Source organism: Roseovarius sp. M141, from assembly GCF_024355225.1.
Taxonomy (GTDB): domain Bacteria; phylum Pseudomonadota; class Alphaproteobacteria; order Rhodobacterales; family Rhodobacteraceae; genus Roseovarius.
Genome location: NZ_VCNH01000008.1, coordinates 1,637,732 through 1,662,009 on the forward strand (window position 1 = coordinate 1,637,732; position 24,278 = coordinate 1,662,009).

The 24,278-nt window shown below is 63.2% G+C and carries 32 protein-coding genes; 23 read left to right on the top strand and 9 right to left on the bottom strand.

Annotation, left to right across the window (positions count from 1 at the left end; genetic code table 11):
• Positions 1-46: 46 nt before the first annotated feature.
• Positions 47-457 (top strand): hypothetical protein, encoded by a 411-nt coding sequence (locus tag FGD77_RS12035; RefSeq protein ID WP_255009914.1) that lies wholly within the window; start codon positions 47-49, stop codon positions 455-457.
• A gap of 72 nt (positions 458-529) precedes the next feature.
• Positions 530-886: a hypothetical protein gene (locus FGD77_RS12040; RefSeq protein WP_255009916.1), complete on the top strand. Its 357-nt coding sequence runs from the start codon at positions 530-532 to the stop codon at positions 884-886.
• Between the two features lie 37 nt (positions 887-923).
• Here FGD77_RS12040 and FGD77_RS12045 read toward each other — a convergent pair whose 3' ends face one another.
• Positions 924-2,093 carry a MalY/PatB family protein gene (locus tag FGD77_RS12045; protein WP_255009918.1) on the bottom strand — a complete coding sequence of 390 codons (1,170 nt, stop codon included), beginning with the start codon at positions 2,091-2,093 and terminating at the stop codon, positions 924-926.
• Positions 2,094-2,202: 109 nt separating this feature from the next.
• On the opposite strand from FGD77_RS12045, the gene def (FGD77_RS12050) reads away from it, so the two are divergent.
• The 4 genes from def (FGD77_RS12050) to FGD77_RS12065 are packed head-to-tail and all read left to right on the top strand — an operon-like array spanning position 2,203 to position 4,384.
• On the top strand, positions 2,203-2,721 hold the full coding sequence (def, locus tag FGD77_RS12050; protein ID WP_255009920.1) for a peptide deformylase: 519 nt from the start codon (positions 2,203-2,205) through the stop codon (positions 2,719-2,721).
• 4 nt (positions 2,722-2,725) lie between these two features.
• Positions 2,726-3,223, top strand: coding sequence for a peptide deformylase (def, locus tag FGD77_RS12055; RefSeq protein WP_255009922.1), 498 nt, complete (start codon positions 2,726-2,728; stop codon positions 3,221-3,223).
• A 4-nt stretch (positions 3,224-3,227) separates the two neighbouring features.
• Positions 3,228-4,142 (top strand): methionyl-tRNA formyltransferase, encoded by a 915-nt coding sequence (gene fmt / locus FGD77_RS12060; protein WP_255009924.1) that lies wholly within the window; start codon positions 3,228-3,230, stop codon positions 4,140-4,142.
• Positions 4,142-4,384 (top strand): hypothetical protein, encoded by a 243-nt coding sequence (locus tag FGD77_RS12065; protein ID WP_255009926.1) that lies wholly within the window; start codon positions 4,142-4,144, stop codon positions 4,382-4,384. Before fmt ends, FGD77_RS12065 begins: the two co-directional genes overlap by 1 nt.
• Before the next feature lie 68 nt (positions 4,385-4,452).
• Here the strand turns inward: FGD77_RS12065 and FGD77_RS12070 are convergent, their stop codons facing one another.
• From FGD77_RS12070 to FGD77_RS12095, 6 genes are all read right to left on the bottom strand, one after another.
• Complete coding sequence (locus tag FGD77_RS12070; protein WP_255009928.1) at positions 4,453-5,076, bottom strand: trimeric intracellular cation channel family protein; 624 nt, start codon at positions 5,074-5,076, stop codon at positions 4,453-4,455.
• Positions 5,073-5,537: a ribonuclease HI gene (gene rnhA, locus FGD77_RS12075; RefSeq protein WP_255009930.1), complete on the bottom strand. Its 465-nt coding sequence runs from the start codon at positions 5,535-5,537 to the stop codon at positions 5,073-5,075. Before rnhA ends, FGD77_RS12070 begins: the two co-directional genes overlap by 4 nt.
• Entirely contained in the window at positions 5,530-6,123 is a 594-nt protein-coding gene (locus tag FGD77_RS12080; RefSeq protein WP_255009932.1) for a class I SAM-dependent methyltransferase, read from the bottom strand. The genes rnhA and FGD77_RS12080 overlap by 8 nt, the downstream gene beginning before the upstream one ends.
• Positions 6,120-6,572, bottom strand: coding sequence for a DUF3429 domain-containing protein (locus FGD77_RS12085; RefSeq protein WP_255009933.1), 453 nt, complete (start codon positions 6,570-6,572; stop codon positions 6,120-6,122). Before FGD77_RS12085 ends, FGD77_RS12080 begins: the two co-directional genes overlap by 4 nt.
• Positions 6,569-7,519, bottom strand: coding sequence for a 4-hydroxy-3-methylbut-2-enyl diphosphate reductase (gene ispH, locus FGD77_RS12090; RefSeq protein ID WP_255009934.1), 951 nt, complete (start codon positions 7,517-7,519; stop codon positions 6,569-6,571). The genes FGD77_RS12085 and ispH overlap by 4 nt, the downstream gene beginning before the upstream one ends.
• Before the next feature lie 202 nt (positions 7,520-7,721).
• On the bottom strand, positions 7,722-8,294 hold the full coding sequence (locus tag FGD77_RS12095; protein ID WP_255009935.1) for an NYN domain-containing protein: 573 nt from the start codon (positions 8,292-8,294) through the stop codon (positions 7,722-7,724).
• Positions 8,295-8,445: 151 nt separating this feature from the next.
• Between FGD77_RS12095 and folK the strand changes: the two genes are divergently transcribed.
• The 12 genes from folK (at position 8,446) to recO (ending at position 17,813) form a co-directional block, all read left to right on the top strand.
• Complete coding sequence (gene folK, locus FGD77_RS12100) at positions 8,446-9,015, top strand: 2-amino-4-hydroxy-6-hydroxymethyldihydropteridine diphosphokinase (protein WP_255009936.1); 570 nt, start codon at positions 8,446-8,448, stop codon at positions 9,013-9,015.
• 70 nt (positions 9,016-9,085) lie between these two features.
• Positions 9,086-9,439 (top strand): DNA-directed RNA polymerase subunit omega, encoded by a 354-nt coding sequence (gene rpoZ, locus FGD77_RS12105; protein WP_255009937.1) that lies wholly within the window; start codon positions 9,086-9,088, stop codon positions 9,437-9,439.
• A gap of 49 nt (positions 9,440-9,488) precedes the next feature.
• Positions 9,489-11,621: a bifunctional (p)ppGpp synthetase/guanosine-3',5'-bis(diphosphate) 3'-pyrophosphohydrolase gene (locus FGD77_RS12110; protein ID WP_255009938.1), complete on the top strand. Its 2,133-nt coding sequence runs from the start codon at positions 9,489-9,491 to the stop codon at positions 11,619-11,621.
• A 19-nt stretch (positions 11,622-11,640) separates the two neighbouring features.
• Positions 11,641-12,312 (top strand): DUF2062 domain-containing protein, encoded by a 672-nt coding sequence (locus tag FGD77_RS12115; RefSeq protein WP_255009940.1) that lies wholly within the window; start codon positions 11,641-11,643, stop codon positions 12,310-12,312.
• 93 nt (positions 12,313-12,405) lie between these two features.
• On the top strand, positions 12,406-13,152 hold the full coding sequence (locus tag FGD77_RS12120) for a pyridoxine 5'-phosphate synthase (RefSeq protein WP_255009943.1): 747 nt from the start codon (positions 12,406-12,408) through the stop codon (positions 13,150-13,152).
• Entirely contained in the window at positions 13,149-13,592 is a 444-nt protein-coding gene (locus FGD77_RS12125; RefSeq protein WP_255009947.1) for an ABZJ_00895 family protein, read from the top strand. Before FGD77_RS12120 ends, FGD77_RS12125 begins: the two co-directional genes overlap by 4 nt.
• Positions 13,593-13,602: 10 nt before the next feature.
• On the top strand, positions 13,603-14,034 hold the full coding sequence (gene acpS / locus FGD77_RS12130) for a holo-ACP synthase (RefSeq protein ID WP_255014197.1): 432 nt from the start codon (positions 13,603-13,605) through the stop codon (positions 14,032-14,034).
• A 71-nt stretch (positions 14,035-14,105) separates the two neighbouring features.
• On the top strand, positions 14,106-14,936 hold the full coding sequence (gene lepB, locus FGD77_RS12135; RefSeq protein ID WP_255009949.1) for a signal peptidase I: 831 nt from the start codon (positions 14,106-14,108) through the stop codon (positions 14,934-14,936).
• A complete protein-coding gene (gene rnc / locus FGD77_RS12140; protein ID WP_255009951.1) occupies positions 14,933-15,622 on the top strand; it encodes a ribonuclease III in 690 nt (229 codons plus the stop codon). Before lepB ends, rnc begins: the two co-directional genes overlap by 4 nt.
• A gap of 92 nt (positions 15,623-15,714) precedes the next feature.
• Positions 15,715-16,620 carry a GTPase Era gene (era, locus tag FGD77_RS12145; RefSeq protein ID WP_255009953.1) on the top strand — a complete coding sequence of 302 codons (906 nt, stop codon included), beginning with the start codon at positions 15,715-15,717 and terminating at the stop codon, positions 16,618-16,620.
• Between the two features lie 52 nt (positions 16,621-16,672).
• Complete coding sequence (locus FGD77_RS12150) at positions 16,673-17,005, top strand: DUF1491 family protein (RefSeq protein WP_255009954.1); 333 nt, start codon at positions 16,673-16,675, stop codon at positions 17,003-17,005.
• A 58-nt stretch (positions 17,006-17,063) separates the two neighbouring features.
• Positions 17,064-17,813 (top strand): DNA repair protein RecO, encoded by a 750-nt coding sequence (gene recO / locus FGD77_RS12155; RefSeq protein WP_255009956.1) that lies wholly within the window; start codon positions 17,064-17,066, stop codon positions 17,811-17,813.
• Positions 17,814-17,847: 34 nt separating this feature from the next.
• On the opposite strand, the gene FGD77_RS12160 is transcribed toward recO, so the two are convergent.
• On the bottom strand, positions 17,848-18,546 hold the full coding sequence (locus FGD77_RS12160) for a DUF1045 domain-containing protein (RefSeq protein WP_255009957.1): 699 nt from the start codon (positions 18,544-18,546) through the stop codon (positions 17,848-17,850).
• 149 nt (positions 18,547-18,695) lie between these two features.
• On the opposite strand from FGD77_RS12160, the gene FGD77_RS12165 reads away from it, so the two are divergent.
• Positions 18,696-19,391 (top strand): fumarylacetoacetate hydrolase family protein, encoded by a 696-nt coding sequence (locus tag FGD77_RS12165; protein ID WP_255009959.1) that lies wholly within the window; start codon positions 18,696-18,698, stop codon positions 19,389-19,391.
• 107 nt (positions 19,392-19,498) lie between these two features.
• Here the strand turns inward: FGD77_RS12165 and FGD77_RS12170 are convergent, their stop codons facing one another.
• The gene (locus FGD77_RS12170; RefSeq protein WP_255009960.1) at positions 19,499-21,184 is read right to left on the bottom strand and encodes an acyl-CoA dehydrogenase family protein; all 1,686 of its coding nucleotides are present in this window, start codon (positions 21,182-21,184) and stop codon (positions 19,499-19,501) included.
• Between the two features lie 388 nt (positions 21,185-21,572).
• On the opposite strand from FGD77_RS12170, the gene ihfB reads away from it, so the two are divergent.
• The 4 genes from ihfB to trpB all read left to right on the top strand — a co-directional run bounded on the left by ihfB (position 21,573) and on the right by trpB (position 24,171).
• A complete protein-coding gene (gene ihfB, locus FGD77_RS12175) occupies positions 21,573-21,854 on the top strand; it encodes an integration host factor subunit beta (RefSeq protein WP_255009961.1) in 282 nt (93 codons plus the stop codon).
• A gap of 3 nt (positions 21,855-21,857) precedes the next feature.
• Positions 21,858-22,208, top strand: coding sequence for a LapA family protein (locus FGD77_RS12180; RefSeq protein WP_255009962.1), 351 nt, complete (start codon positions 21,858-21,860; stop codon positions 22,206-22,208).
• Positions 22,209-22,219: 11 nt separating this feature from the next.
• Entirely contained in the window at positions 22,220-22,861 is a 642-nt protein-coding gene (locus FGD77_RS12185; RefSeq protein WP_255009963.1) for a phosphoribosylanthranilate isomerase, read from the top strand.
• Between the two features lie 80 nt (positions 22,862-22,941).
• Positions 22,942-24,171, top strand: a complete 1,230-nt coding sequence (gene trpB, locus FGD77_RS12190; RefSeq protein ID WP_255009964.1) for a tryptophan synthase subunit beta — start codon at positions 22,942-22,944, stop codon at positions 24,169-24,171.
• Positions 24,172-24,278: the final 107 nt, after the last annotated feature.

Here is a 24,278-nt window from a genome sequence, read left to right on the forward strand (position 1 = left end):
GGTGCAGCGGCCCGTCAGAGGGCAATTTTGGTCAAAGGGCGGCGCTATGAATGTTCTTATTGTCGAGAGCGATCCAAACTTGGGGCAGATGTGGCAGCGTCATATGGTGCGGCAAGGTCTTGTCGCGCGCCTTGAGGGCGGACAGGCGCGGGCGATTGCGGCGCTTCAGACGGCGCGGTTTGACGTGATCGTGCTGGATCTGGTTCTGCGGGAGGGCAGCGCGCTGGCGGTGGCCGACTATGCCTGCTACCGGCACCCGGAGGTGCAGATTATCTTCGTCAACGGCACGTCCTTTTTTACCGATGGGACTATTTTTGAGCTCTGCGCCAATGCCCGCGCTTTTGTGCAGGCCGGCACCCCGCCCGAAGATCTGGCAGCTATGGCTGCGCATTATGGCCGCCACGCGCCGGGCGCGCGCCCGGATGCTGGTAAAACTGTGACTCCCGTAGCTTTCTGAAAATCTTAACTTGATCGGAATGATTTTGCCTGCATCCTGGACTCAGGACACAGCTCTTGGGGGGAGTCGGACATGGATATGGGGTTGCCGAAGGACGTGCAGGACGGGTTGGATGCCGCACGCCGCGCTGCACATTTGAAAAGCCACCGCTTGCGGGTCGAGGTGGATGGCACGTCGTATCGCATTCTGCGCGCTTGGCCCGGTGGCTTTGCCGTCGATGCCGCGCATGCGCCGCATCTGCGCGGGCACGTCGATCTTTTTGATGGGGCGCGGCACCTGTCGCAATGTCTGATCGTTGCGGCCTCGGATGAGGGGGCGGAGTGGCATTTCGACTATAAACGCATGACGGAGGCGACTGTTAGCCAGCCAATTGATTTTGTGCGCGCGCCGGATGCGCCTGCCGGATTGCTGGAGGATTTCAGCGGCTGATGCGGTATCGCGGCGGGGCAATCCCGACCGACCATTCTTATTGCAGGTCGCCAAAAGTTTTTTGCAGTCGCTCCACCGCCTCGGCCACGCGCGAGCGGGGCGTCGCGAGGTTGAAGCGCAGATAGCTTTCGCCCCCTGTCCCGAATGTCGGGCCATGATTGACGGCGATGCGCGCGCCCGATTGAACGCGGTCCGTGACCTCGTCATGCGTCATTCCGGTGGCGTCAAAATCAACCCACGCAAGATAGGTGGATTCCAGTGGCATGGATTTGACGCCGGGGATGGCATTCAGCCCTTCGTCGAACAGTTTGCGGTTGCCGTCCAGATACCTGACCAAGGCGTCGACCCATGCGGCGCCTTCCGGGGAATACGCGGCCTCGGTCATGAACAGACCAAAGGAATTGGCTGACTGGCCCATCGCTGCCATGCGCGCGGCAAAGCGCGCGCGCAGGTTGGCGTCGGGGATGATGACGTTGCCGGTATGGGACCCGGCGATGTTGAACGTCTTGGTCGTGGCGGTCATCATGGCCAGGCGATCCTCGATGCCGTTGATGTTCGCCATCGGGATGTGCCGGTGGCCGGGCATCACCAGATCATGGTGAATTTCATCGGACACCAGAATCAGATCGTGCCGTTTGGCAAAATCGGCCACGCCCTGCAATTCGTCCCTGCTCCAGACGCGCCCGCCGGGATTGTGAGGCGAACAAAGGATGAGCATTTTTTCCTTGCCCGTCATCTGCGCGTCCCAAGTGTCGAAATCCATCCGATACTTGCCTGCCTCCAGCGCCAGAGGACATTCCACCACCACGCGCCCCGCCGCCTTGATGACGCGCGAAAACGCATGATAAACAGGGGTGAACAGAACGACGCCATCGCCCGGCAGGGTGAAGGTATCCACGCACATCGCGGTGCCGTTAACCAATCCATGCGTGGTGAAGATCGCGTCCTTGTCCAGCGTCCAGCCGTGGCGTTCCTTCATCCACCACTGGATCGACGCGCGATAGGCGCGGTCGTCGCCGTAATAGCCGTAGATGCCATGATCATGCATCGCCTTGACCGCGTCTGAAACGCATTGTGGCGGGCGGAAATCCATATCTGCGACCCACATGGAAATGCCGTCCTGAGGGCTAACGCCGTAGATCGGCTCCATCATGTCCCATTTGCTGGAATGCGTGCCGACGCGGTCGATTATTTCGTCGAAATTCATGCAGGGTCTCCCTTGTGCCGCCCGGGTCGCAAGCTAAACCACCTATACGCAGGCGCAAGGGCCGTTGCACCCGTTGCGCTGGCGCAGCGGGTGGCCTACATGCAGGTCCATGAAAATGCCGATCCTGATCCACCCCGACCCGCGCCTGAAAAAGCTCTGCGATCCTGTCGCGGATGTGACGGGTGATATGCATAAACTGGCCGAAGACATGCTGGAGACGATGTATGACGCGCCCGGCATCGGCCTGGCTGCCCCGCAGGTCGGCGTGCTGAGCCGCCTGATCGTCATGGATTGCGTCAAGGAAGAGGGCGCGGCGCCGAAACCGCTGGTGATGTTCAACCCCGAGGTGACCGCCGTCTCGGACGCGCTGAATGTCTACGAGGAGGGATGCCTGTCGATTCCCGATCAATACGCCGAGGTCACCCGCCCCGCCGAGGTGGAGGTGCGCTGGATCGATATGGACGGGAATGAGCAAAAATCCGGCTTTGACGGGCTGTGGGCAACCTGCGTGCAGCACGAGATCGACCACCTGAACGGCAAGCTGTTCATCGATCATATCGGCCCGATGAAGCGGCAGCTGATCACCCGCCGGATGCAGAAGCTGAAACGCGAAATGGCGCGGGGGTAGGGCGATGACCGTGCGCCGCTGCATCCCATGGCCGGACAAGCGTCTGCGCAGCGTCGCCGCGCCGGTGGACGCGATAACCGATGAGATCCGCGCCCTTTGGGGGGACATGATCGACACGATGGAGGCGATGCCGGGTGTCGGCCTGGCTGCACCGCAGATAGGCGTGATGCTGCGCCTTGCAGTTGTCGACGCCAGCGACGCACGCGGGCAGGTGATCCGCATGGCCAACCCGGAGGTGCTGCATGCCAGCGTGCAATTCCGCCCGCATGAGGAGGCCAGCCCGAACCTGCCGGGCCTGTCGGCGCTGGTTGCGCGCCCCCGCGCGGTGACGGTGCGGTTCTTGAACGCGGATGGCGAGGTGGAGGAGCGCGATTTTGTCGGGCTCTGGGCCACATCGGTGCAGCACCAGATCGACCATCTGAACGGGCGGATGTATTTTGATCGCCTGACCAAGCTGCGCCGCGACATGCTGCTGCGCAAGGCACGGAAACTGGCGGGGTAGGGCGATGCGCGTGATCTTCATGGGAACGCCCGAATTTTCGGTGCCGGTGCTGGAGGCGCTGGTGCGGGCCGGCCATGACATCGCCGCCGTCTATACCCAGCCGCCGCGCCCTGCCGGACGCGGCAAGAAGGACCGTCCCACGCCGGTCCATGCGCGCGCCGCCGAAATGGGGCTGGACGTGCGGCATCCATTGAACTTCTGGGCCGAGGCCGACCGCGCGGATTTTGCCGCGCTGAACGCGGATGTCGCTGTCGTCGTCGCCTATGGGCTGATCCTGCCGCAAGCTGTGCTGGACGCGCCGGTGCATGGCTGCCTGAATATCCACGCGTCGCTACTGCCGCGCTGGCGCGGGGCCGCGCCGATCCACCGCGCGATCATGACGGGCGATGCCGTCACCGGTATCTGCATCATGCAGATGGAGGCGGGGCTGGATACCGGACCTGTTCTGCTGCGCGAAGAGGTGCAGATCAGCGCGCTGGAGACGACCGGGCAGCTTCATGACCGGCTGAGCGTGATGGGCGCGGCGCTGATCTGCGACGCGCTGGAGCGGCTTGAGATGCTGGTGCCCCAGCCTCAGACGCATGCGGGCGTCACCTATGCCGCCAAGATCGACAAGGCTGAGGCGCGCATCGACTGGTCGCGCGGCGCCGACGAGATCGACCGGCAGATCCGGGGCCTTTCGCCGTTTCCGGGGGCCTGGACCGAAATCGCCGGACAGCGCGTAAAATTGTTGGCATCGCGGCTGGCCGAAGGGCAGGGCGCGCCGGGCGAGGTGCTGGACGATGCGCTGACCATTGCGTGCGCGACAGGGGCGGTGCAGCTATTGCGCTTGCAGCGGGCCGGGCGGGCGGCGCAGGATGGGCCCGAGTTCCTGCGCGGCATGTCCGTGGCGCCGGGCATGATCATGGGCGAAGGCTGATGTTTCCAACCATCATGGGCACTGTCGTGATCGCCGGGATCGTCGGGTATGTTTCGGAAAAATCCCGGTTTACCCGCAATGGCATATTGCCCTCGATTATCATCTGCGTGGGCGGCGCGTTTCTGTTCTATTTCGTGCGGCTCATGTTCGGGATCGGCTTTGGCTCGTCCGGGTTGAATGCGATCGTGTCGTCGATCGGGGCGCTGGTGATCGTGCCGTTCCATTGGCGCGGTCGGCGCTGAATTGGCGACCGCGCGCGTATTGGGCGGTGGGATTTGGGTATTTAGACCAGGGAAAAGCTGCAAGTGCGCTATTGGCGGGGCGGGCGCGATTTGTAGACCGGGATGGACCAGCCGAAGGCAAGCGAGCCTGCGCGCAAGGCCCATGTGACAACGCCGCAGCCGCCAAGGATGATGAAGGTGTCAAATTCCATCCGGTCGAGGATTGCCGCAATCAGCGATCCGGCGAAGGCGGCGCTGACGTATAGTTTGCCCTTGCGCAGCACCAATGGCACCTCGCCGATCACCACATCGCGCATGAGGCCGCCCAAGCAGCCAGTGGCCATACCCATGAGAACCACGATTGGCAGGGGCTGCGCCATCACCAGCGCCGCCGACACACCCGCAGGGACGGCGACCGCCAACGCGAAGGAATCGAGCCAGAGCAGCCAGCGATACCGGCTCTCGACAAGATGCGCGGTGAAGAAGATCAATACGGCGGCGCTGACGGCGATCAGGATATAGGTGGGATCGCCCATCCAGAAGATCGGGTGGCGGTCCAGCATCAGGTCGCGCAGCGTGCCGCCGCCGACCGCGGTGAGGCTGGCGATGAAAGCGAACCCGACGATATCGAGCTGCGCGCGGCTGGCTACCAGCGCGCCGGTCAGCGCGAAGATCAGCACCGAGGCATAGTCGAGCAGCACGAGTGCGGTCATTTGGCGGATCCACCCTTGAACGGGGCCATGCCTTCGCGTGCCAGTTCATCCGCGCGCTCGTTTTCCGGGTGGCCTGCGTGGCCCTTGACCCATTCCCATGTCACGTCATGGCGGGCTTGGGCGGTGTCGAGGCGCTGCCAGAGTTCGGCGTTTTTCACCGGTTTCTTGGCGGCGGTTTTCCAGCCGTTGCGCTTCCAGCCATGGATCCAGCCGGTGACACCGTTCTTGACGTATTGGCTATCGGTGATGATAGTCAGCGTCGACGGTTTCGCCAGGGTTTCCAGCGCGTTGATCGCGGCCAGCAGCTCCATCCGGTTGTTGGTGGTATTGGCTTCGCCGCCCTTGAGGCAGCGTTCCTTGACGATGGTGGGGCCGTCCATGGCGCGCAGGAGCGCACCCCAGCCGCCGGGGCCGGGATTGCCTGAACAGGCGCCGTCGGTATAGGCGAAAAGCTTAGGCATATGCGTGGATGACGCTCCAGTCGTCGGGGTTTCCGGCAAGGCCGATATCGCGGCCCGTCCAGCCGTTGCCGGGGGTGAGGCCTGCGGCGATGAGAAGGCCGCGTAGCGCGGCCTCGGTATAGTAGGTGTAGAAACGGCCCAAATCATCGCGGCCTTCGCCCTCGCCGGTTTTCATGCCGATATGGAACAGCCCGCCGGATTTCAGTGCGCGGTGGATGGCGCTCAGGTGCCCGGGCAAGGCGGCGCGCGGGGCGTGCAGCAGGCTGAAATTGGCCCAAATCCCATCATAGAGGGCATCGCCGGCGATCTGATCGAACGTGGCCTGCCACGCGGTGACGCCCGGCTGTGCTGCGGCCATGGCGACCATTTCCGGCACCGCGTCGATGGCGTCAACTGTCAGCCCTGCGGCGGCCATTTGGCCCGCAGCCCGGCCCGGCCCGCAGCCGATATCCATCACGCGCGCCCCTGCGGGCATTGCGGCGATAAAGGCGGTAAGGTGTTTGTCGTCCGCCAGATCATCGGTCATGGCGGCGTAATCCTGCGCGCGGGCGCCATAGACGCCCAAGGTTTCCTTATCCACGCTCATGCAAAGACACCGACGGCAAGGCAGGCCAGCACGATGGCGGTCAGCAGCACGCGCAATTGCATCCACCAGTCTGGCGCGACGCCGAAACGCCAGAACAGCCAGTCGAGACCCAGCAGCCCGATAAACCCTGCCATCAGCGAAATGCCGGCGCTGTTCGGCCCGCCGCCGGTCGTGAAGAACGCCCAGAGCGCGGGGATCACCGACAGCGCATAGCCGGTCGCGGCCTGCGTCCCCTCCAGTTTCGTGGCAAAGCCCCAGAGCACGCCGGACATGAAGGCCAGAATGATGGCGCCGTAGAATAGCATGACATATGGCCCCGCAAAGCGCGGTCCGATCGTGTGGTTTGTCCAGTCGGCAAGGGGCGGGTGCAACACGGTGATCGCGCCCCAAACGAACGGGATCAGTCCGGCAAGCCCGAGGATCAGGGCCGAGCGTGGGATGCTGTTCATGCGGGCGCCCTCAGCACGCGGGGTACCTTGAATTCGATGTTCTCTACCGCCGTTTCGACCTGATTTACGGTCACGTCATAGCGGTTCTGGATCGCCGCGATCACCTCGTTCACCAGCACTTCGGGGGCCGATGCGCCGGCCGTCACGCCGATGCTGCGCACGCCCTCAAGGCTGCGCCAGTCGATGTCACCGGCGCGCTGGACCAGCTGGGCATAGCCGCACCCGGCGCGCGCGCCCACCTCGACCAGACGGCGCGAATTGCTGGAATTGGGCGCGCCGACCACCAGCATCGCGTCACAGTCTGGCGCCATCGCCTTGACCGCCGCCTGCCGGTTGGTGGTAGCGTAGCAGATATCCTCTTTGTGCGGACCTTGGATCGCGGGGAATCGCGCATTGAGGGCGGCGACAATGCCGATGGTGTCGTCCACGCTCAGCGTGGTCTGCGTCACATACGCCAGCGCGGCCTCGTCGCGCACATTCAGCCGGGCGACGTCGGCCTCGGTTTCGACCAACAGCACCGCGCCGGGGGGCAGTTGGCCCATGGTGCCGATGGTTTCGGGGTGGCCGTCATGGCCGATCATGATGATTTGCAGGCCGGCCTCGTGGTGACGCTCGGCCTCGATATGGACCTTGGAGACCAGCGGGCAGGTCGCATCGACATAGACCATGTTGCGCGCATTCGCCTCGGCCGGGACGGATTTCGGCACGCCATGCGCGGAAAAGATCACCGGGCGGTCGGCAGGACATTCATCCAGTTCCTCGACGAAAATCGCACCCTTGGCGCGCAGATCGTCGACGACGTATTTGTTATGCACGATTTCGTGGCGCACATAGACCGGCGCGCCCCATTTGGTCAGCGCCATTTCCACGATCTTGATCGCGCGGTCGACGCCGGCGCAAAAACCGCGCGGCGCCGCCAGATGAAGGGTCAGGGGTGGTTTGCTCATGGTCTGGGCTCCTTGGCCGCAGAGGTAAGCGGTGAGGCCCCGCGCGTCCAGAGGGGACGGGCGAAAAGCCGCGCCTGAACGTCCTCCCCCGGACCCGAGCGTTACCGCCGTGACGGCGACGGCTGGGCAGAAGGTGACGCGTTACTATGCCATTGCCGCACAGATCAGCGGCGAAACCGTCGGAGTAGCTGCATCAGGCTGGTCAGTCCAGCGCCTCGATTGCGCGCTCGCGGTCGATATTCTGCTCACGCGGGGGGCGCCCGATGACGTCCTTCAGATCGTCCAGTTCGATAAAGTTGTCGGCCTGGCGGCGCAGATCGTCCGAGATCATCGGCGGCTGGCTGCGAATGGTAGACACAACCGACACACGCACGCCCTGACGTTGCAGCGATTCCACCAGCGGACGGAAATCGCCATCGCCCGAGAACAGAACGATGTGATCGACGCGGGGTGCCAGTTCCATCGCATCGACGGCCAGTTCGATGTCCATGTTGCCCTTCACCTTTCGGCGGCCCTGGCTGTCGGTGTATTCCTTGGCGGGTTTCGTAACCATGCAGAACCCGTTATAGTTTAGCCAGTCAACCAGCGGGCGGATCGGGGAGTATTCATCGTTCTCCAGCAATGCGGTGTAGTAGAAGGCGCGCAACAATTTGCCACGGCGCATGAATTCGGATCTCAACAATTTATAGTCAATGTCAAATCCCAGGGCCCTGCCGGCAGCATAGAGGTTCGAGCCGTCGATAAAGAGCGCCAGACGCTCAACCTTGTAAAACATTCGTCATCCTTTCATCCGGTCGATGCGCAAAAAATTTCCAAGATGGAAAAAAGTGCTATTGGAGCTAATGCTTCCGGAGTGTTTCGGCACACGCTTAAATTCATGATAAACGCGGGGCAAGGCCACCGGGTTGCTAAAGAAGGTGGGTTACGTGACGGCAATTGACAGTTTTCTGATCGCACTGGGCGGAAATCTGCCATCCCGCGCCGGATCGCCCGGCGATACTCTGCGCGCGGCGCTGGATGCGCTGGTCTGCGAGGGGGGCGAATTGCGCGCCGTCAGCCCGTTTTATGCGACGCCCTGCTTTCCGGCGGGCGCGGGGCCGGATTATGTCAACGCGGCCGCCGAAATCGGCATGGCCGGGGGGGCGCGGCAGATGCTGGATCTGCTGCATCGGATCGAGGGGCATTTTGGCCGCGAACGGGTGCAGCGCTGGGGGCGTCGCACCCTGGATCTGGATCTGATCGCGCAGGGCCAGACCGTGCTGCCGGACCGGGCCGGGCACGCCGCATGGCGCGCGTTGCCGCTGGACGATCAGATGGTGCGCGCGCCGGATGAGTTGATCCTGCCGCATCCGCGTCTGCAAGAGCGCGCCTTTGTGCTGATCCCGCTGGCCGACATTGCGCCGGATTGGCGCCACCCGGTGCTGGGCCATACCATACGCGACATGGTGGCGGCCCTGCCTGCGCAAGCAGTGGCCGAGGTGGTGCGCCTGCCATAACCTGCTTGCACCTTCGGCTGCGCGCGCGTAAGGGAGACGTTTCCACCCGCTTTACAAATCCGGAGGTCCCATGGCCCGCGTAACTACAGAAGACTGCGTCGACAAGGTTCCCAACCGGTTCGAACTGGTGATGCTGGCCGCGCATCGCGCCCGCGAAATCACAGCAGGGGCGCCGCTGACGGTCGACCGCGACAACGACAAGAACCCCGTTGTGGCGCTGCGCGAGATTGCGGACGAAACCCAAAGCGCGGCAGACCTGCGCGAGCGGATGATCGAATCGAATCAGACCGAAATCGAAGTCGATGAGCCCGAAGAGGACCAGATGGCCCTTTTGATGGGCGGCGACGCCGATAAGCCCGCCGACGACGACATGTCCGAAGAGCGCCTTCTGCGCGAATTGATGAAGGCGCAGGGCCAGGGCTGACCTCCTCGGCCCGGCTGCGGGCGGACCTGCGGCGCGACGGGTGCATCACATGATTACCGCCGATGACCTGATCGCGCTGGTGCGTACCTACAACCCGCGCAGTGACGAGGGGTTGTTGCGGCGCGGTTATGATTATGGCTTGCGCATGCATGACGGGCAGACCCGCTATTCGGGCGAGCCCTATTTTTCGCACCCCATCGCCGTTGCCGCCATTCTGGCGCAGCAGCGGCTGGGCGATGCGACCATCGTCACCGCGCTGCTGCATGACACGATTGAGGACACCCGCGCCTCCTATGCCGCCGTAGCCGAGATGTTCGGCACCGAGATCGCCGATCTGGTCGATGGCGTGACCAAGCTGACGAACCTTCAGCTCAGTTCCAGCGAAACCAAGCAGGCCGAGAATTTTCGCAAGCTGCTGATCGCGATGTCCAAGGATCTGCGCGTCATTCTGGTAAAGCTGGCCGACCGTCTGCACAATATGCGCACGATCAAGGCGATGCGCCCCGACAAGCAGGTGCAAAAAGCGCGCGAGACAATGGATATCTATGCGCCGCTTGCGGGCCGCATGGGCATGCAGTGGATGCGCGAAGAGCTGGAGGATCTGGCCTTTCGCGTCATCAACCCCGAGGCGCGCGCGTCGATCATGCGCCGCTTTATCACGCTGCAACGCGAATCGGGCGATGTCATCAGCCGCATCACCGCCGATATCCGCAAGGAGATGAAGAAGGTCGGCATCGAGGCCGAGGTGCTGGGCCGCGCCAAGAAGCCCTATTCGATCTGGCGCAAGATGCAGGAAAAGGATCTGGCCTTTTCGCGCCTGTCAGACATCTACGGGTTTCGCATCATCTGCGCCGACGAATCCGAATGCTACGCCATTCTGGGTGCGATCCATCAACGCTGGCGCGCCGTGCCGGGCCGGTTCAAGGATTACATCAGCCAGCCGAAATCGAACGGCTACCGGTCGATCCACACCACCGTTTCGGGCCGCGACGGCAAGCGGGTCGAGGTGCAGATCCGTACGCGCCAGATGCATGATGTTGCCGAATCCGGCGTGGCCGCGCATTGGTCCTACCGTGACGGGGTGCGCAGCGAAAACCCCTTTGCCGTCGATCCGTCCAAGTGGATCAACACGCTGACCGATCAACTGGACGAGGCCGATCACGCCGATTTCCTCGAAGCGGTCAAGCTCGAGATGTATTCCGATCAGGTGTTCTGCTTCACCCCCAAGGGCGAGGTGATCAAGCTGCCGCGCGGTGCGACGCCGATCGATTTTGCCTATGCCATCCACACCCGTATCGGCAATGCCGTCGTGGGGGCCAAGATTGACGGCATGCGGGTGCCACTGTGGACCCGGATCAAGAATGGCCAGTCGGTCGATGTCATCACGGCAGATGGTCAGACCCCGCAATCCAGCTGGCTGGACATCGCGACGACCGGCAAGGCCAAATCCGCCATTCGCCGCGCCCTGCGCGAGCTGGATCGCAGCCGCTATATCAAGCTGGGCCGTGAATTGGCCCGTGCCGCGTTCGAACATGTGGGCAAGCGCGCCACCGACAAGGCCCTGATCGCGGCGGCAAAGAATCTGCAGCTCAAGGACATTGATTCGGTTCTGGCGCGTATGGGCAGCGCCGAACTGACCGGTCGCGAGGTCGTCAGCACCGTCTATCCCGATCTTGTCCCACAGGGCGGCGACGAGGTCGGCCGCGATCGCGCCGTGATCGGCCTTGAGCCGGATCAACGGTTTGAGAGGGCCCGCTGCTGCGAGCCGCTGCCGGGCGAGCGGATCGTCGGCATCACCTTTCGCGGCAAGGGCGTCGTTGTCCACTCGATCGATTGCGATACGCTGATCACCCACGAGGAACAGCCCGAGCGCTGGCTCGACCTTGCCTGGCACTCTGGCACCCACGCGGCCGTCTACGGCGTGACGCTGAATGTGACCCTGAGCAACGACGCCGGTGTGCTGGGGCGAATTTGCACCTTGATTGGCGAGTGCAACGCCAATATCTCAAACATGACCTTTGTCGACCGCAAGCCGGATTTCTATCGCCTGCTGGTCGAGGTCGAACTGCGTGACGCGGAACAATTGCACAATGTCATCAATGTGCTGGATGCCGACACCGACGTCGCGCAGGTCGAGCGTCATCGCGATAGGTCCCGTGCCGCCGGCAAGGGCGAAACCTGAGAAACGGGAGTGAGCCGCGTTGGTCTTCAAGCGACGAGATAGAAGATCCGTCTGGAGGGCCGTCGCCGATTTTTTCTGGCCAAAGGGTGGCTGGACCCGTGCTGCGCGTTATGTGAAATACCGCGTCACGCGCCTGCCGGATCCGCCGCACCGCATCGCGCGCGGCATATTTGCCGGGGTGTTCGTGACCTTTTCGCCCTTGTTCGGGCTGCACTTCGTGCTGGCCGCGCTGTTCTCAAAGATCCTGCGCGGCAATATCCTGGCGTCCCTTCTGGCGACATTCATCGGCAATCCGCTGACATTTCCGGCCATCGCGGCCAGCGCGCTTCAGACCGGATATTTCATTCTGGGCACGGGCGGGCGTCTGCCCGAGGAGGTGCACCTGACACTGGGCGCCAAGATACTTGGCGCCTGGGCTGACTTGCGGCATAATTTTATTGCCATGTTTACCCATGAGCAGGCTCATTGGAGCAAACTGATCGTCTTTTATGACGAGGTTTTCCTGCCCTACCTTGTCGGCGGCATCATACCCGGACTGATCTGCGCCACCGCCGCCTATTACTTTTCGCTGCCGGTCATTCTGGTCTACCAGAAGCGTCGGCAGGCACGGCTCAAGGCCAAGTGGATCGCACTCAAGAAAAAGGCCGCGGTCGACGATGCCAAAGCGTCACAGTCCGGCATCGAGGGCTGATCTCGGCTTGACGGCGGGCGGAGTTCAGAGGTTTGCTGATGCGGAAACTTTGGCGCGGAACATGTTACGGGCCGATGCCGTTCGGGGGACACCATGACTGACGCAATCAAGCTGCGCCTTGGCGTGAATATCGACCACGTCGCCACGTTGCGCAACGCGCGGGGCGGCGTCGTGCCATGCCCGGTGCGCGCGGCCCTGATCGCGCAGGAGGCCGGCGCCGACGGCATCACCGCGCATCTGCGCGAGGATCGCAGGCATATCATCGACCGCGACATCGATGCGCTGATGGCACAGCTGACCGTACCGCTGAATTTCGAGATGGCCGCGACCGACGAGATGGCGCAGATCGCCCTGCGCCTGACGCCCCACGCCGTCTGCATCGTGCCCGAAAAGCGCGAGGAACGCACGACAGAGGGTGGGCTGGATGTGGTCCGCGACGAGGCGGCTCTGGCCCGCTATATCGCGCCATTGCGCGAGGCGGGCAGCCGGGTGTCGATCTTCATCGGGGCGGACGCGGCCCAGATCGAGGCCGCCGCGCGCGTCGGCGCCGACGTCATTGAACTGCATACCGGCGCCTATTGCGACGCCCATGCCGAGGACCGGTTCATGGCCCGCGACACCGAATTGAATGCGCTGCGCGAGATGGCAACCTACGCCCACTCGCTGGGGCTTGAGGTGCATGCCGGCCACGGCCTGACCTTTGACACCGTCGCGCCCATCGCCGCGCTGCCCGAGGTGGCCGAGCTGAACATCGGCCATTTCCTGATCGGCGAGGCGGTGTTCATGGGGCTGAAACCCGCCATTGTGGAAATGCGCCGCCTGATGGACGCTGCGCGATGAATTATCCGCGTTATACAGCCGTCTTTCTGGGCATGGCCATCGGTGTCGCGCTGATCGTGCTGGCAGCCAATGCGTGGGCGGATGCCGGTCTTGGATCGTCTGCGCAGCTGCTCGCGCCCGCGATGGTCGCCGCCCTGATCGAAGGGCGCGCCTTTGTGCGCAGCGAGGGGCGCAAACCGAACCCGGCTGAGGCGTGGAACTTTGCGCTGCTGGCAACGGTGCTGGCGGTGATCCTGAACATCGCGCTCAGTTATGCCATGACCGCGCTGATGCCGGAGTTTGCCAAGCTGACCATCGCGGAATTCGGCTCCAGGCAATTCCTGATACTGCTGGGGCTTTATGCGCTGGGCTACCTTCTGTCGAACCGCTTTTTCCTGGGCATCGGCGCGCGTAGCGAACAGGATGCAGCCGCCCGCCGGAATGGTCCGGACAAGCCGTGACAGCACTGCGATGATTCTTGGCATCGGCACCGATCTGGCCAATATCGAGCGGATCGCCCGCACGCTGGACCGCTTTGGCGACCGGTTTCGCAATCGCGTTTTCACCGATACCGAGCAACGCAAGGCCGAAGCCCGCGTCGACGCCCCCGGCACCTACGCCAAACGCTGGGCCGCCAAAGAGGCGTGCTCCAAGGCGCTGGGCACCGGCCTGCGCATGGGCATCGCGTGGAAGGACATGGCCGTCAGCAATCTGCCCACCGGCCAGCCGGTGATGGAGGTGACGGGCTGGGCGGCAGACCGCCTTGCGCAGATGACGCCGCCGGGCCATGACGCGATCATCCATGTCACCCTGACCGACGACCATCCGTGGGCGCAGGCCTTCGTGGTGATTGAGGCGCGGCCCTTCGGGCCGATTCAGGCAGGCGGCGATACGCCGGGTTGACTTGGGCCGTCCCCGCGCCCATGAAGCGCCTCACTTCATAGCTTTAAACGCATATCAGGCGGAGACCGCGCATGGCATCCGAGGCCAAGACAGGCAATCCCATCATCGAGACGATCAAGACGGTGGTCTTCGCCCTGCTGATCGCCGGCGTGTTCCGCACGCTGTTTTTTCAACCGTTCTGGATTCCCTCCGGATCGATGAAGGACACGCTGCTGATCGGTGATTTTCTCTTTGTGAACAAGATGGCCTACGGCTATTCCTACGCCTCATGCCCGTCGATCAAATTCGGCCCGATCGATGTGGACGCCAAGGATATCTGCGGATTTCTGGACGGCGACAACACCCGGTTCTGGGGCGCCGAGCCCGAGCGCGGCGATATCATCGTGTTCCGCCACCCGGTCAACCACAGCGATTTCATCAAACGCCTGATCGGTCTGCCGGGCGACACGGTTCAGATCACCGATGGCGTGGTGCAGATCAACGGCACTCCGGTCGCGCTGGAGGATGCGGGCAGCTTTGACGAGATTTACGAAAGCCAGGGCTCGATGAACAGCCGCCCGCGCTGCGCCAACGGGGTAGTGGGCGAGGGGTCGATATGCGTCAAGCCGCGCCAGATCGAAACGCTGCCGAACGGACGTTCGCATAGTATCCTGAACATCGGCGATCAGCGCTCGGACGATACCGGCGTGTTCACCGTGCCCGAGGGGCAGTATTTCTTCATGGGCGACAACCGCGACAATTCGACCGACAGCCGCTATCCCCAGACGGTGGGCGGCGTTGGCTTTGTGCCCTATGAGAACCTGATCGGGCGGGCAGATCGCGTCATCTTTTCCTCGGCCGGCAAATCCATGCTCTATTTCTGGACATGGCGGTCGGACCGCTTCTTCAAGGGGCTCGATTGAAACTTTCCGCAGAGCTCCGGGCCTTCGCGGCGCGTCTCGGGCATGATTTCGCCCGTCCGGCGCTGCTGATCGAGGCGGTGACGCACCCGTCTATGTCCTCGGTCGGCCGGTCCGACAATCAGCGGCTGGAGTTTCTGGGCGACCGGGTGCTGGGCCTTGTCATGGCCGAAGCGCTGCTGGCGCACGACCCCACCGCCGCCGAAGGCCTGCTGGCGCCCCGCTTCAACGCGCTGGTGCGCAAGGAGGCCTGCGCCGCCGTCGCGCGTGACATCGATCTGGGCGCGGTTCTGAAACTGGGCCGGTCGGAAATGCTGTCAGGCGGGCGCCGCAAAGAGGCGCTGCTGGGCGACGCGATGGAGGCGGTCATTGCCGCTGTCTATCAGGACGCAGGGTTCGGGGCGGCGCGCGATGTCATCATGGCGCATTGGGCGCCTCGCATCGATGCGGTCGAACAGGATGCGCGCGACCCCAAGACGGCATTGCAGGAATGGGCGCAGGCGCGCGGCATGCCGCCGCCCCGCTACGTGCAGACCGCGCGCAGCGGCCCCGACCATGCACCGGTTTTCACGATCGCGGCCCAGCTTGAGAACGGGATCGAAGAGACGGCCACAGCAGGCTCCAAGCGTCAGGCAGAACAGATGGCCGCCAAGGTGCTGATGGATCGGCTCGAGGGCGACGACGCGTAGGCACCCGCAAAGCACCGTGCCCGCCGCGCCCTCTGGGCAAGCGCGCATCAATCGGTTAGGTCTGCGGCTTGCAACCGATGGAACACAGCCACATGAGCACACGCGCCGGATTCGTAGCCCTGATCGGAGAGCCGAACGCAGGGAAGTCTACTCTGCTGAATCGCATGGTCGGCGCCAAGGTCAGTATCGTCACCCACAAGGTGCAGACGACCCGCGCCCGTATCCGCGGCGTCGCCATCGAGGATGACGCGCAGCTGGTCTTTATCGATACGCCGGGCCTGTTCAAACCGCGCCGTCGCCTTGATCGGGCCATGGTCGCTGCCGCCTGGGGTGGGGCGGCGGATGCGGATGTAGTGGTCCTGATGATCGAGGCGCATCGCGGCGTCACCGAAGGCGTCCAGCGTATCCTGGAAAACCTGGCCGAGGTGACCAAAGGCCGCAAGGTCGCGCTGGCCATAAACAAGATCGACCGCGTTCAATCGCCCGTCCTGCTGGCCCTGACCAAGGATATGAACGACCGGTTCCCGTTCACCGAAACCTTCATGATTTCCGCCGAAAAGGGCCACGGCGTCGTCGCGCTGCGCCAATGGCTCGCAGATCAGTTGCCAGACGGCCCATGGCTCTACCCCGAGGACCAGATCGCCGATCTGCCGCTGCGCATGATCGCCGCTGAAATCACCCGCGAGAAATTGACTCTGCGCCTGCATCAGGAATTGCCCTATCAACTGACCGTCGAGACAGAGAACTGGGAAGAAAAGGACGACGGCTCGGCCCGCATCGATCAGCTGATCTACGTCATGCGCGACGGCCACAAGGGTATCGTGCTGGGCCACAAGGGCGAGACGATCAAACAGGTTGGCGCCGCCTCCCGTGCCGAGCTGGAGGAGTTCCTGGGCCGCCGCGTCCACCTTTTCCTGCAAATCAAGGTGCGCCCCAACTGGCTGGAAGAGGCCGAGCGGTATTCCGAAATGGGACTTAATTTCAAGGATGGCAATTGATGCGCCGCCCTGTCTTTCAATGTTCCGAAAATACTCAAATCCAACGGCCCGCATGACGCGCCTCACGGCGGAGTTCTGGGTACACGCTTACCTCACCCGCCTGCGCGGGATGGATATCCCCGCTTTCGTCACCGCCCATGGCGACAACACTTCGGGCGCGGTGCTGGTCAAGCTGAACACGCTCGACGGGCAGGCCGCGGCCTACCAGCGCAGCTTTGATCTGATGAGCGGCGCGCGCAAATGGGATGCGCTCATCGCGGGGGCGGAGTCCGATGTAGATGCGGCCATCGCGCGGCAGTGTGGATTTGATCGCGATCTGTGGGTGGTCGAGGTCGAGGATCGCGCCGGAAGGCACCTGCTGGACCAGCCCGGCCTTGCAGATTAACGCCGCCGCTATAGTTTTGCCTCATGCGCCCGATGGTGCGGGGCAGGGGTAGGCGGCAATGGAATGGCGCGATCAGGGAATTTTGCTGTCGGTGCGCAGGCACGGCGAAAGCTCTGCGATCATCGACGTCCTGACGCCGTTGCGGGGGCGCCACGCAGGCGTCGTGCGCGGCGGTGCGTCGCGGCGATTGGCGGCTATTCTTCAGCCCGGCGCGCAGTTGGACCTGTCATGGCGCGCCCGGCTGGAGGACCATTTGGGCGCCTTCACGGTCGAGCCTGTCCGCTCGCGCATGGCGCTGGTGATGGACGACCGGCTGGCGCTGGCGGGGCTCAACGCTGTGACGTCCTTGCTGCTGTTCTCACTGCCCGAGCGCGAGGCACACACCGCGCTGTATCAGCGCACCGAGACGCTGCTGGACCTGATGGGCGCGCGTGATGTCTGGCCGCTGGCCTATTTGCGGTGGGAAATGGCGCTGCTTCAGGAAATGGGTTTCGGTCTTGATCTGTCGGCCTGCGCAGTGCGCGGGGCGCGCGCGAATGACCTCAGCTACGTGTCACCCCGCAGCGGTCGGGCGGTGTCGCGCGCGGGGGCTGGCGACTGGGCCGATCGCCTGCTGCCCCTGCCGCCCTGCATGTTGGGCCACGGCACTGCACCTGACGATGAGATCGCAGAGGGGCTGCACACCACCGGTTATTTCCTGCACAGTCGTCTGGCGCCCGAACTGGGCCACAAGCCGTTGCCGGATGCGCGGGCGCGGTTTATCGCGCGCTTTGCCGCGAGGGTGGCGCGATGTGGCGACGTCGAATAAGTATTTTCAGAACATTGAAAGCCGTGTTGGCGCGTTAACCGGTCAGCGGGGTACGGTGGATCAGGTGGAATTGGCCGCTACAATCTTCGCCAACGAGGCTGAGCGCGTCCAAGGTGAATGAGCGTGGCAGGAGCGGCGTCAGCATGGGGGCGAGCGCGGCATGGGCGGCGGCGGCCTTGGCGCGTGGAAGTTTATCGGTCAGGGTCATGTGCCAGCGAAAGCTGCCCATGACGTGCGGATAGCCCCAGACCTGCAGGTTTTCGGTTTGCGCGGCGCTGAGGGTCGGGCTGTTGTAGCGGGCGATTTCGGCCGCTGTCGATGCGGCGCGAAAGTGGTCGAAATCGCGCACTACGTCTGCCGCGAGGGCGTTGATGCTGGCCGTGTCGCCCGTCGCCACCAGTGCAAGAAAACGGCCAAGGCGTGCAAGCTCCAGCCCGGAGGCGCAGGCAGGGGCCCGGGCGCCGCAAAAGGCGGACAGGGCTGCCGTCAATGCTGCCTCGGTTTGCGATGGCGCGAGGCGAAAGGGTGGTTTGATCGTGGCGTGAAAGCCGTATCGGCGCGGCGCTGTTATCAGCGTATCGATGGGTTTCGCAAGGCCGGGGATATCGGGCCGCTGTGCAGGGCTGCGCCCCTGCGCGATGTCCCAGCCCAGCCATTCTGCGCCGAACCGGGCCAGCGGGCCGGGCGGCGCGGTGTAGTAGATGGCGTAGCGGCGATAGGCGGGTGTGGGCATGAAAGCTCGGTTTTTTTGGACAGGTATTGGGCCGCTGTGTCATCGCATATCCGGGCGGTATCGCCAACATCCCCGCGTGAAGCTGCTTTGACAGGCGCGCAGGCGCGCCGCATAATTGTTGGCGGAGGCGTCTGCCAGGGAGGGCCGCCATGACCGCCAAACCTGTTTTTGATATTCCGACCGCGCCCTGCGTGGCGATCGCGGGCAATGTACAGGTTTTCCCTGTGCGCCGCGTGTTTTGTGTCGGGCGCAACTACGCCGCACATGCCGCCGAGATGGGCGCCGAGGTGGACCGCGCCGCGCCGTTCTATTTCACCAAGTCGGCGCATGCGGTCACCCCATCGGGTAGCGTCATCGCCTATCCGCCCGGCACGCGTGATTGCCACTATGAGATGGAACTGGTCATCGCCATCGGGGCGGGCGCTTTTGAAGTGGACGAGGCGGAGGCGTTGGACGCTGTTTACGGTTACGCTTGCGGGATTGACCTGACCCGGCGCGATCTGCAAGGCGCGGCCAAGGAGGGGCGCAAGCCTTGGGATCTGGGCAAGGATTTTGAGAACTCCGCCATTGTGGGGGCAATTACGATGGCCGACGCGTTTGGCCGTCTGGGTGATCGGTCGATCACGCTGGATCTGGATGGGCGACGCATGCAGGAGGCGCGGCTGTCGGACATGATGTGGAGCGTGCCTGAGATCGTCGCGCATCTGTCGCGCTATTATCATCTGGCGCCGGGGGATTTGATTTTTACCGGCACGCCTGCGGGGGTGGGGCCCGTGGCGCCGGGCAGTATGTTGAGCGGGAGCATTGACGGGCTGGAGTCGATTACGCTGACGATTGCAGGTTAGCAGTTCCATCCCGGCGGCGCGCAGGATGGATCGTTGTTCGGCCAAGAAAAAGCCCGGAGGTGGGGAATGAGCGGCACCGCGTCGTCCGGGCGGTGCCGCGTTGATTTTCAGCCCAGCAGACGGCGGGCGATGACCTGCGCCTGAATTTCGGCGGCGCCCTCGAAGATGTTCAGGATGCGCGCGTCGCACAGGATGCGGCTGATCTTGTATTCCAGCGCAAAGCCGTTGCCGCCGTGAATTTGCAGGCCATTGTCGGCTGCGGCCCACGCGACGCGGGCGCCCAGCAGCTTGGCCATGCCGGCCTCGACGTCGCAGCGCCGGCCTTCGTCCTTTTCCCAGGCTGAGAAATAGGTCAGCTGGCGGGCGATCATGATTTCGACCGCCATCATCGCCAGTTTTCCAGACACGCGCGGGAAGTTAATCAGCGGTTTGCCAAATTGCTTGCGGTCCTGGGCGTATTGCATGGCCACGTCGAGCGCCGATTGAGCCACGCCTATGGCGCGGGCGGCGGTCTGGATGCGGGCGGATTCGAACGTCTCCATCAGTTGTTTGAAGCCCTTGCCCTCTTCGCCGCCCAGCAGATTCTCGCCCTTGACGTGGAAATTGTCGAAGGCCAGTTCGTATTCCTTCATGCCGCGATAGCCCAGCACCTCGATTTCGCCGCCGCTCATCCCCTCGGTGGGGAAGGGGGCTGCGTCGGTGCCGGGGGTTTTCTCGGCCAGGAACATCGACAGGCCCTTGTGATCGGTGCTGCCGGGATCAGTGCGTGCCAGCAACGTCATCACATGGGTGCGCGCGGCGTGGGTGATCCACGTCTTGTTGCCGGTGACGCGATAATCATCGCCGTCTTTCGTTGCGCGCGTGCGCAACGCGCCAAGGTCGGAGCCGGTGTTCGGCTCGGTAAAGACCGCCGTCGGCAGGATTTCGGCGCTGGCGAGTTTCGGCAGCCAATGCGCCTTTTGCGTGTCGGTGCCGCCGCAGATGATCAGTTCTGCCGCAATTTCGGAACGGGTGCCGAGGCTGCCGACGCCGATATAGCCGCGGCTGAGTTCCTCGGACACGACAACCATCGACGCCTTGGATAGGCCCAGACCACCAAACTCCTCGGGGATGGTCAGGCCGAAGACGCCCATTTCGGCCAGTTCTTCGATGATCTCCATCGGAATCAGCTCGTCCTTGAGGTGCCAGTCATGGGCGTGCGGTTCGACTCGCTCGACGGCGTAGCGGCGGAACTGTTCGCGAATCATCTCCAGCTCGTCGTCCAGACCGGTGCGGCCCACAGTGATTTCGGCAGCGCGTTCCTGCATAAGCTGAACCAGTCGTGTGCGCGCGGCCTGGCTGTTGCCGCCTTGCGTCAGCGTTAGGATCTCGGGCGTCATCATCCCGCGCAGGTCGTCCTGCTCAAGACCGATATCAGCCGGGCGCAGCATTTCGCCCTGGCTCATCGGGATGCCGCCGGGGATCTGGGCAAGGTATTCGCCGAACGCGATCTGGTGGATCAGCGCTTCGACCTCGCCGAATGTCCCCTCGGCTTGCAGACGGTCGGCCCATGCCTGCATCTGATGCAGCGCCTCGCAATAGGTTGCCAGCCAAGCCAGACCATGCGCAGCGGTCTGATGCTGCTCGACCAGCGTGTTTGAGACGCGCCCGCCCTCTGATACAAGGGTTTTCACGCGGGATTTGGCCGTCTCCAGCAGGGTGGCGACCGGGGCAAGGCTGGCGCGGGTCAGGTCCGCGAGATTGTCCAGAAGTACGGCGTTTTGTGTCATTTCAATTTGTCCGTCATGGGCCATTTTTCGATCCTCTTAAACTTGCCGACCGTCCTAATCACTTTGCAGGTGCAGCGCAACTATTATACAATTGGCCATCCTATTTTGGATTTATCTTGCGCGTCATTTTTTCGCACCCCGGGGTTTATCGTTGATTTCGCAAGGCCGAGGATTATTTTCCAGCGCGGCTGACCACGTGGACCGCGACCGAATCGGGGCGCCTGGCAGGCGGCGCGACGCACGGCGCCGGAAGGCTTGTGGCCGATCCTGACCGCAATGGCCCCCGGTGCACGTGAAAAATCGCTGCATTTATCCCGCTGTGTCGCGCTTTGTGTTTTTGTTTCCGTGCTTTCCACCTATACTGCCCGCAGCGGCGCGATTGCGAAAACCACAAGACCGGGGGGCTATGCCGATGATCCGATCGGAATTAATTCAGAAGATTGCCGACGAAAATCCTCATCTGTACCAAAGAGATGTGGAGCGGATCGTCAACACGGTCTTCAACGAGATCACGGACGCCATGGCCTCGGGCAACCGGGTGGAACTGCGCGGCTTTGGCGCTTTTTCGGTGAAAAAGCGCGATGCGCGCGTAGGGCGGAACCCGCGCACCGGCGAATCCGTTCCCGTCGAGGAAAAACACGTGCCCTTCTTCAAGACGGGCAAGCTCCTTCGGGACCGGCTGAACGGAAAGTAAATCATGCGCTATCTTCGCTATGTCTCTATTGCCATCTTCGCGCTGGCCTTGATCCTTATCGCGCTGGCAAACCGCGTTGCGGTGCCTGTCGCGCTGGTGCCCGAAGGGTTGAGCGGTTTCACCGCCCTTAGTCCCACGATGGAAATGCCACTGTTCGTCGTCATCTTTGGCGGTATCGCAATCGGCTTGATCCTGGGCTTCATCTGGGAATGGATCCGGGAGGCGGGAGAGCGGGCCGCCGCTGCCAGGCAGACGCGCGAAATGGCCCGCCTGCGCGCCGAGATCCAGCGCCTCAAGCGGGACAAGCATAAGGACAATGATGAGGTGATCGCCCTTCTGGACAACGGCCGCTGACAGGCACCACGATGGACGGTATCCGGATCAAGATGTGCGGGTTGACGCAGCCCGATGACGTGACTGCCGCCGCGGCGGCAGGGGCGCAATGCGTCGGCTTCGTCTTTTTCCCGCGCTCGCCGCGACATGTCAGCCATGATGCGGCTGCCGCTTTGGCACAGGCCACGCCGGGCGGCATCATCAAGGTGGCGCTGACGGTCGATGCGGATGACGCGCAACTGGACGCGCTGATTGATACCGTTCCGCTGGATATGCTGCAACTGCACGGGTCAGAGCCGCCCGCGCGCGTGACAGAGGTCAAGGCGCGCTACGGCCTGCCGGTGATGAAGGCCGTCGGCATCGCCGAGCCGGAGGATCTGGTGCAGATCGACCGCTACGCGCGGGTTGCCGACCAGCTGCTGATCGACGCCAAGCCGCCCAAGGGCGCAGCGCTGCCGGGCGGCAATGCACTGGCCTTTGACTGGTCTCTGATCGCCGGACGCGACTGGGCGTTGCCATGGATGCTGGCCGGGGGGCTGACTCCTGAAAATGCGGCGCAGGCCGTGCGCCGGACGGGTGCGAACCAGCTTGACGTCAGTTCGGGCATCGAAAGCGCGCCGGGTGTCAAGGACGCAGCGCTGATGCGTGCCTTTGTGGCCGCGACGCGCAGCTAGCGCCGCGCCCTTTTCGCTGGAAAACCCCGGCGCGGTCCCATATTCACCAAAGCCATGCGCATGACGGAGAGGCCAGCGATATGAACGATCTATTCAACTCATTCATGACAGGCCCCGATGAAAAGGGCCGCTTTGGCGATTTTGGCGGGCGGTTCGTCAGCGAGACGCTGATGCCGCTGATTCTGGAGCTGGAAGAGCAGTACGAGAACGCCAAGACCGACGACAGCTTCTGGGCCGAAATGCAGGATCTGTGGACCAACTATGTCGGTCGGCCCAGCCCTCTTTACTATGCAGATCGGCTGACCCAGCATCTGGGCGGCGCCAAGATCTATCTGAAACGTGATGAGCTGAACCATACCGGCGCGCACAAGATCAACAACGTGCTGGGGCAGATCATCCTTGCTCGCCGCATGGGCAAGACCCGGATCATCGCTGAAACCGGCGCAGGCCAGCACGGTGTCGCCACGGCCACGGTTTGCGCCAAATTCGGCCTGAAATGCGTGGTCTACATGGGCGCGCATGATGTCGAACGCCAAAAACCCAACGTCTTCCGCATGCGCCTGCTGGGCGCCGAGGTGATCCCGGTTACCTCGGGGCGCGGCACGCTGAAGGACGCGATGAACGATGCGCTGCGCGACTGGGTGACGAATGTGCGTGACACGTTCTATTGCATCGGCACGGTGGCCGGTCCGCACCCTTACCCGGCGATGGTTCGCGATTTTCAGAGCATCATCGGCAAGGAAGCCAAGGAACAGATCATGGCTGCCGAAGGGCGCCTGCCAGATACGCTGATCGCCGCTATTGGCGGTGGGTCGAACGCGATGGGCCTGTTCTATCCCTTCCTCGACGACAAGGATGTCAGCATCATCGGCGTCGAGGCCGGCGGCAAGGGCGTCAACGCCAAGATGGAGCATTGCGCATCCCTGACCGGCGGGCGGCCCGGCGTGCTGCACGGCAATCGCACTTATCTGCTACAGGATGACGATGGCCAGATTCAGGAAGGGTATTCGATCTCGGCGGGCCTCGACTATCCCGGCATCGGCCCCGAGCATAGCTGGCTGCACGAAATTGGCCGGGCGCAGTATGTCGCCATCACCGACAAGGAGGCGCTGGAAGCGTTCCAGCTGAGCTGCGCGTTGGAGGGGATCATCCCCGCGCTGGAGCCCAGCCATGCGCTGGCACATGTGATGAAGATTGCGCCGGACCTACCCAAGGATCATTTGCTGATCATGAATATGTGTGGGCGCGGTGACAAGGACATCTTTACCGTAGCCAAGCATCTCGGTTTTGAGATGGAAGAGAAAGACTGACATTTCAGCGCGGTTTGAGACTGCGGGGTTTTGGGTATTTAGACCAGGAAAAGCCGGCGGTGCGATATCCCTTCCGGCTTTTTGGCTTCAAGACCAGCGCGTGCCTG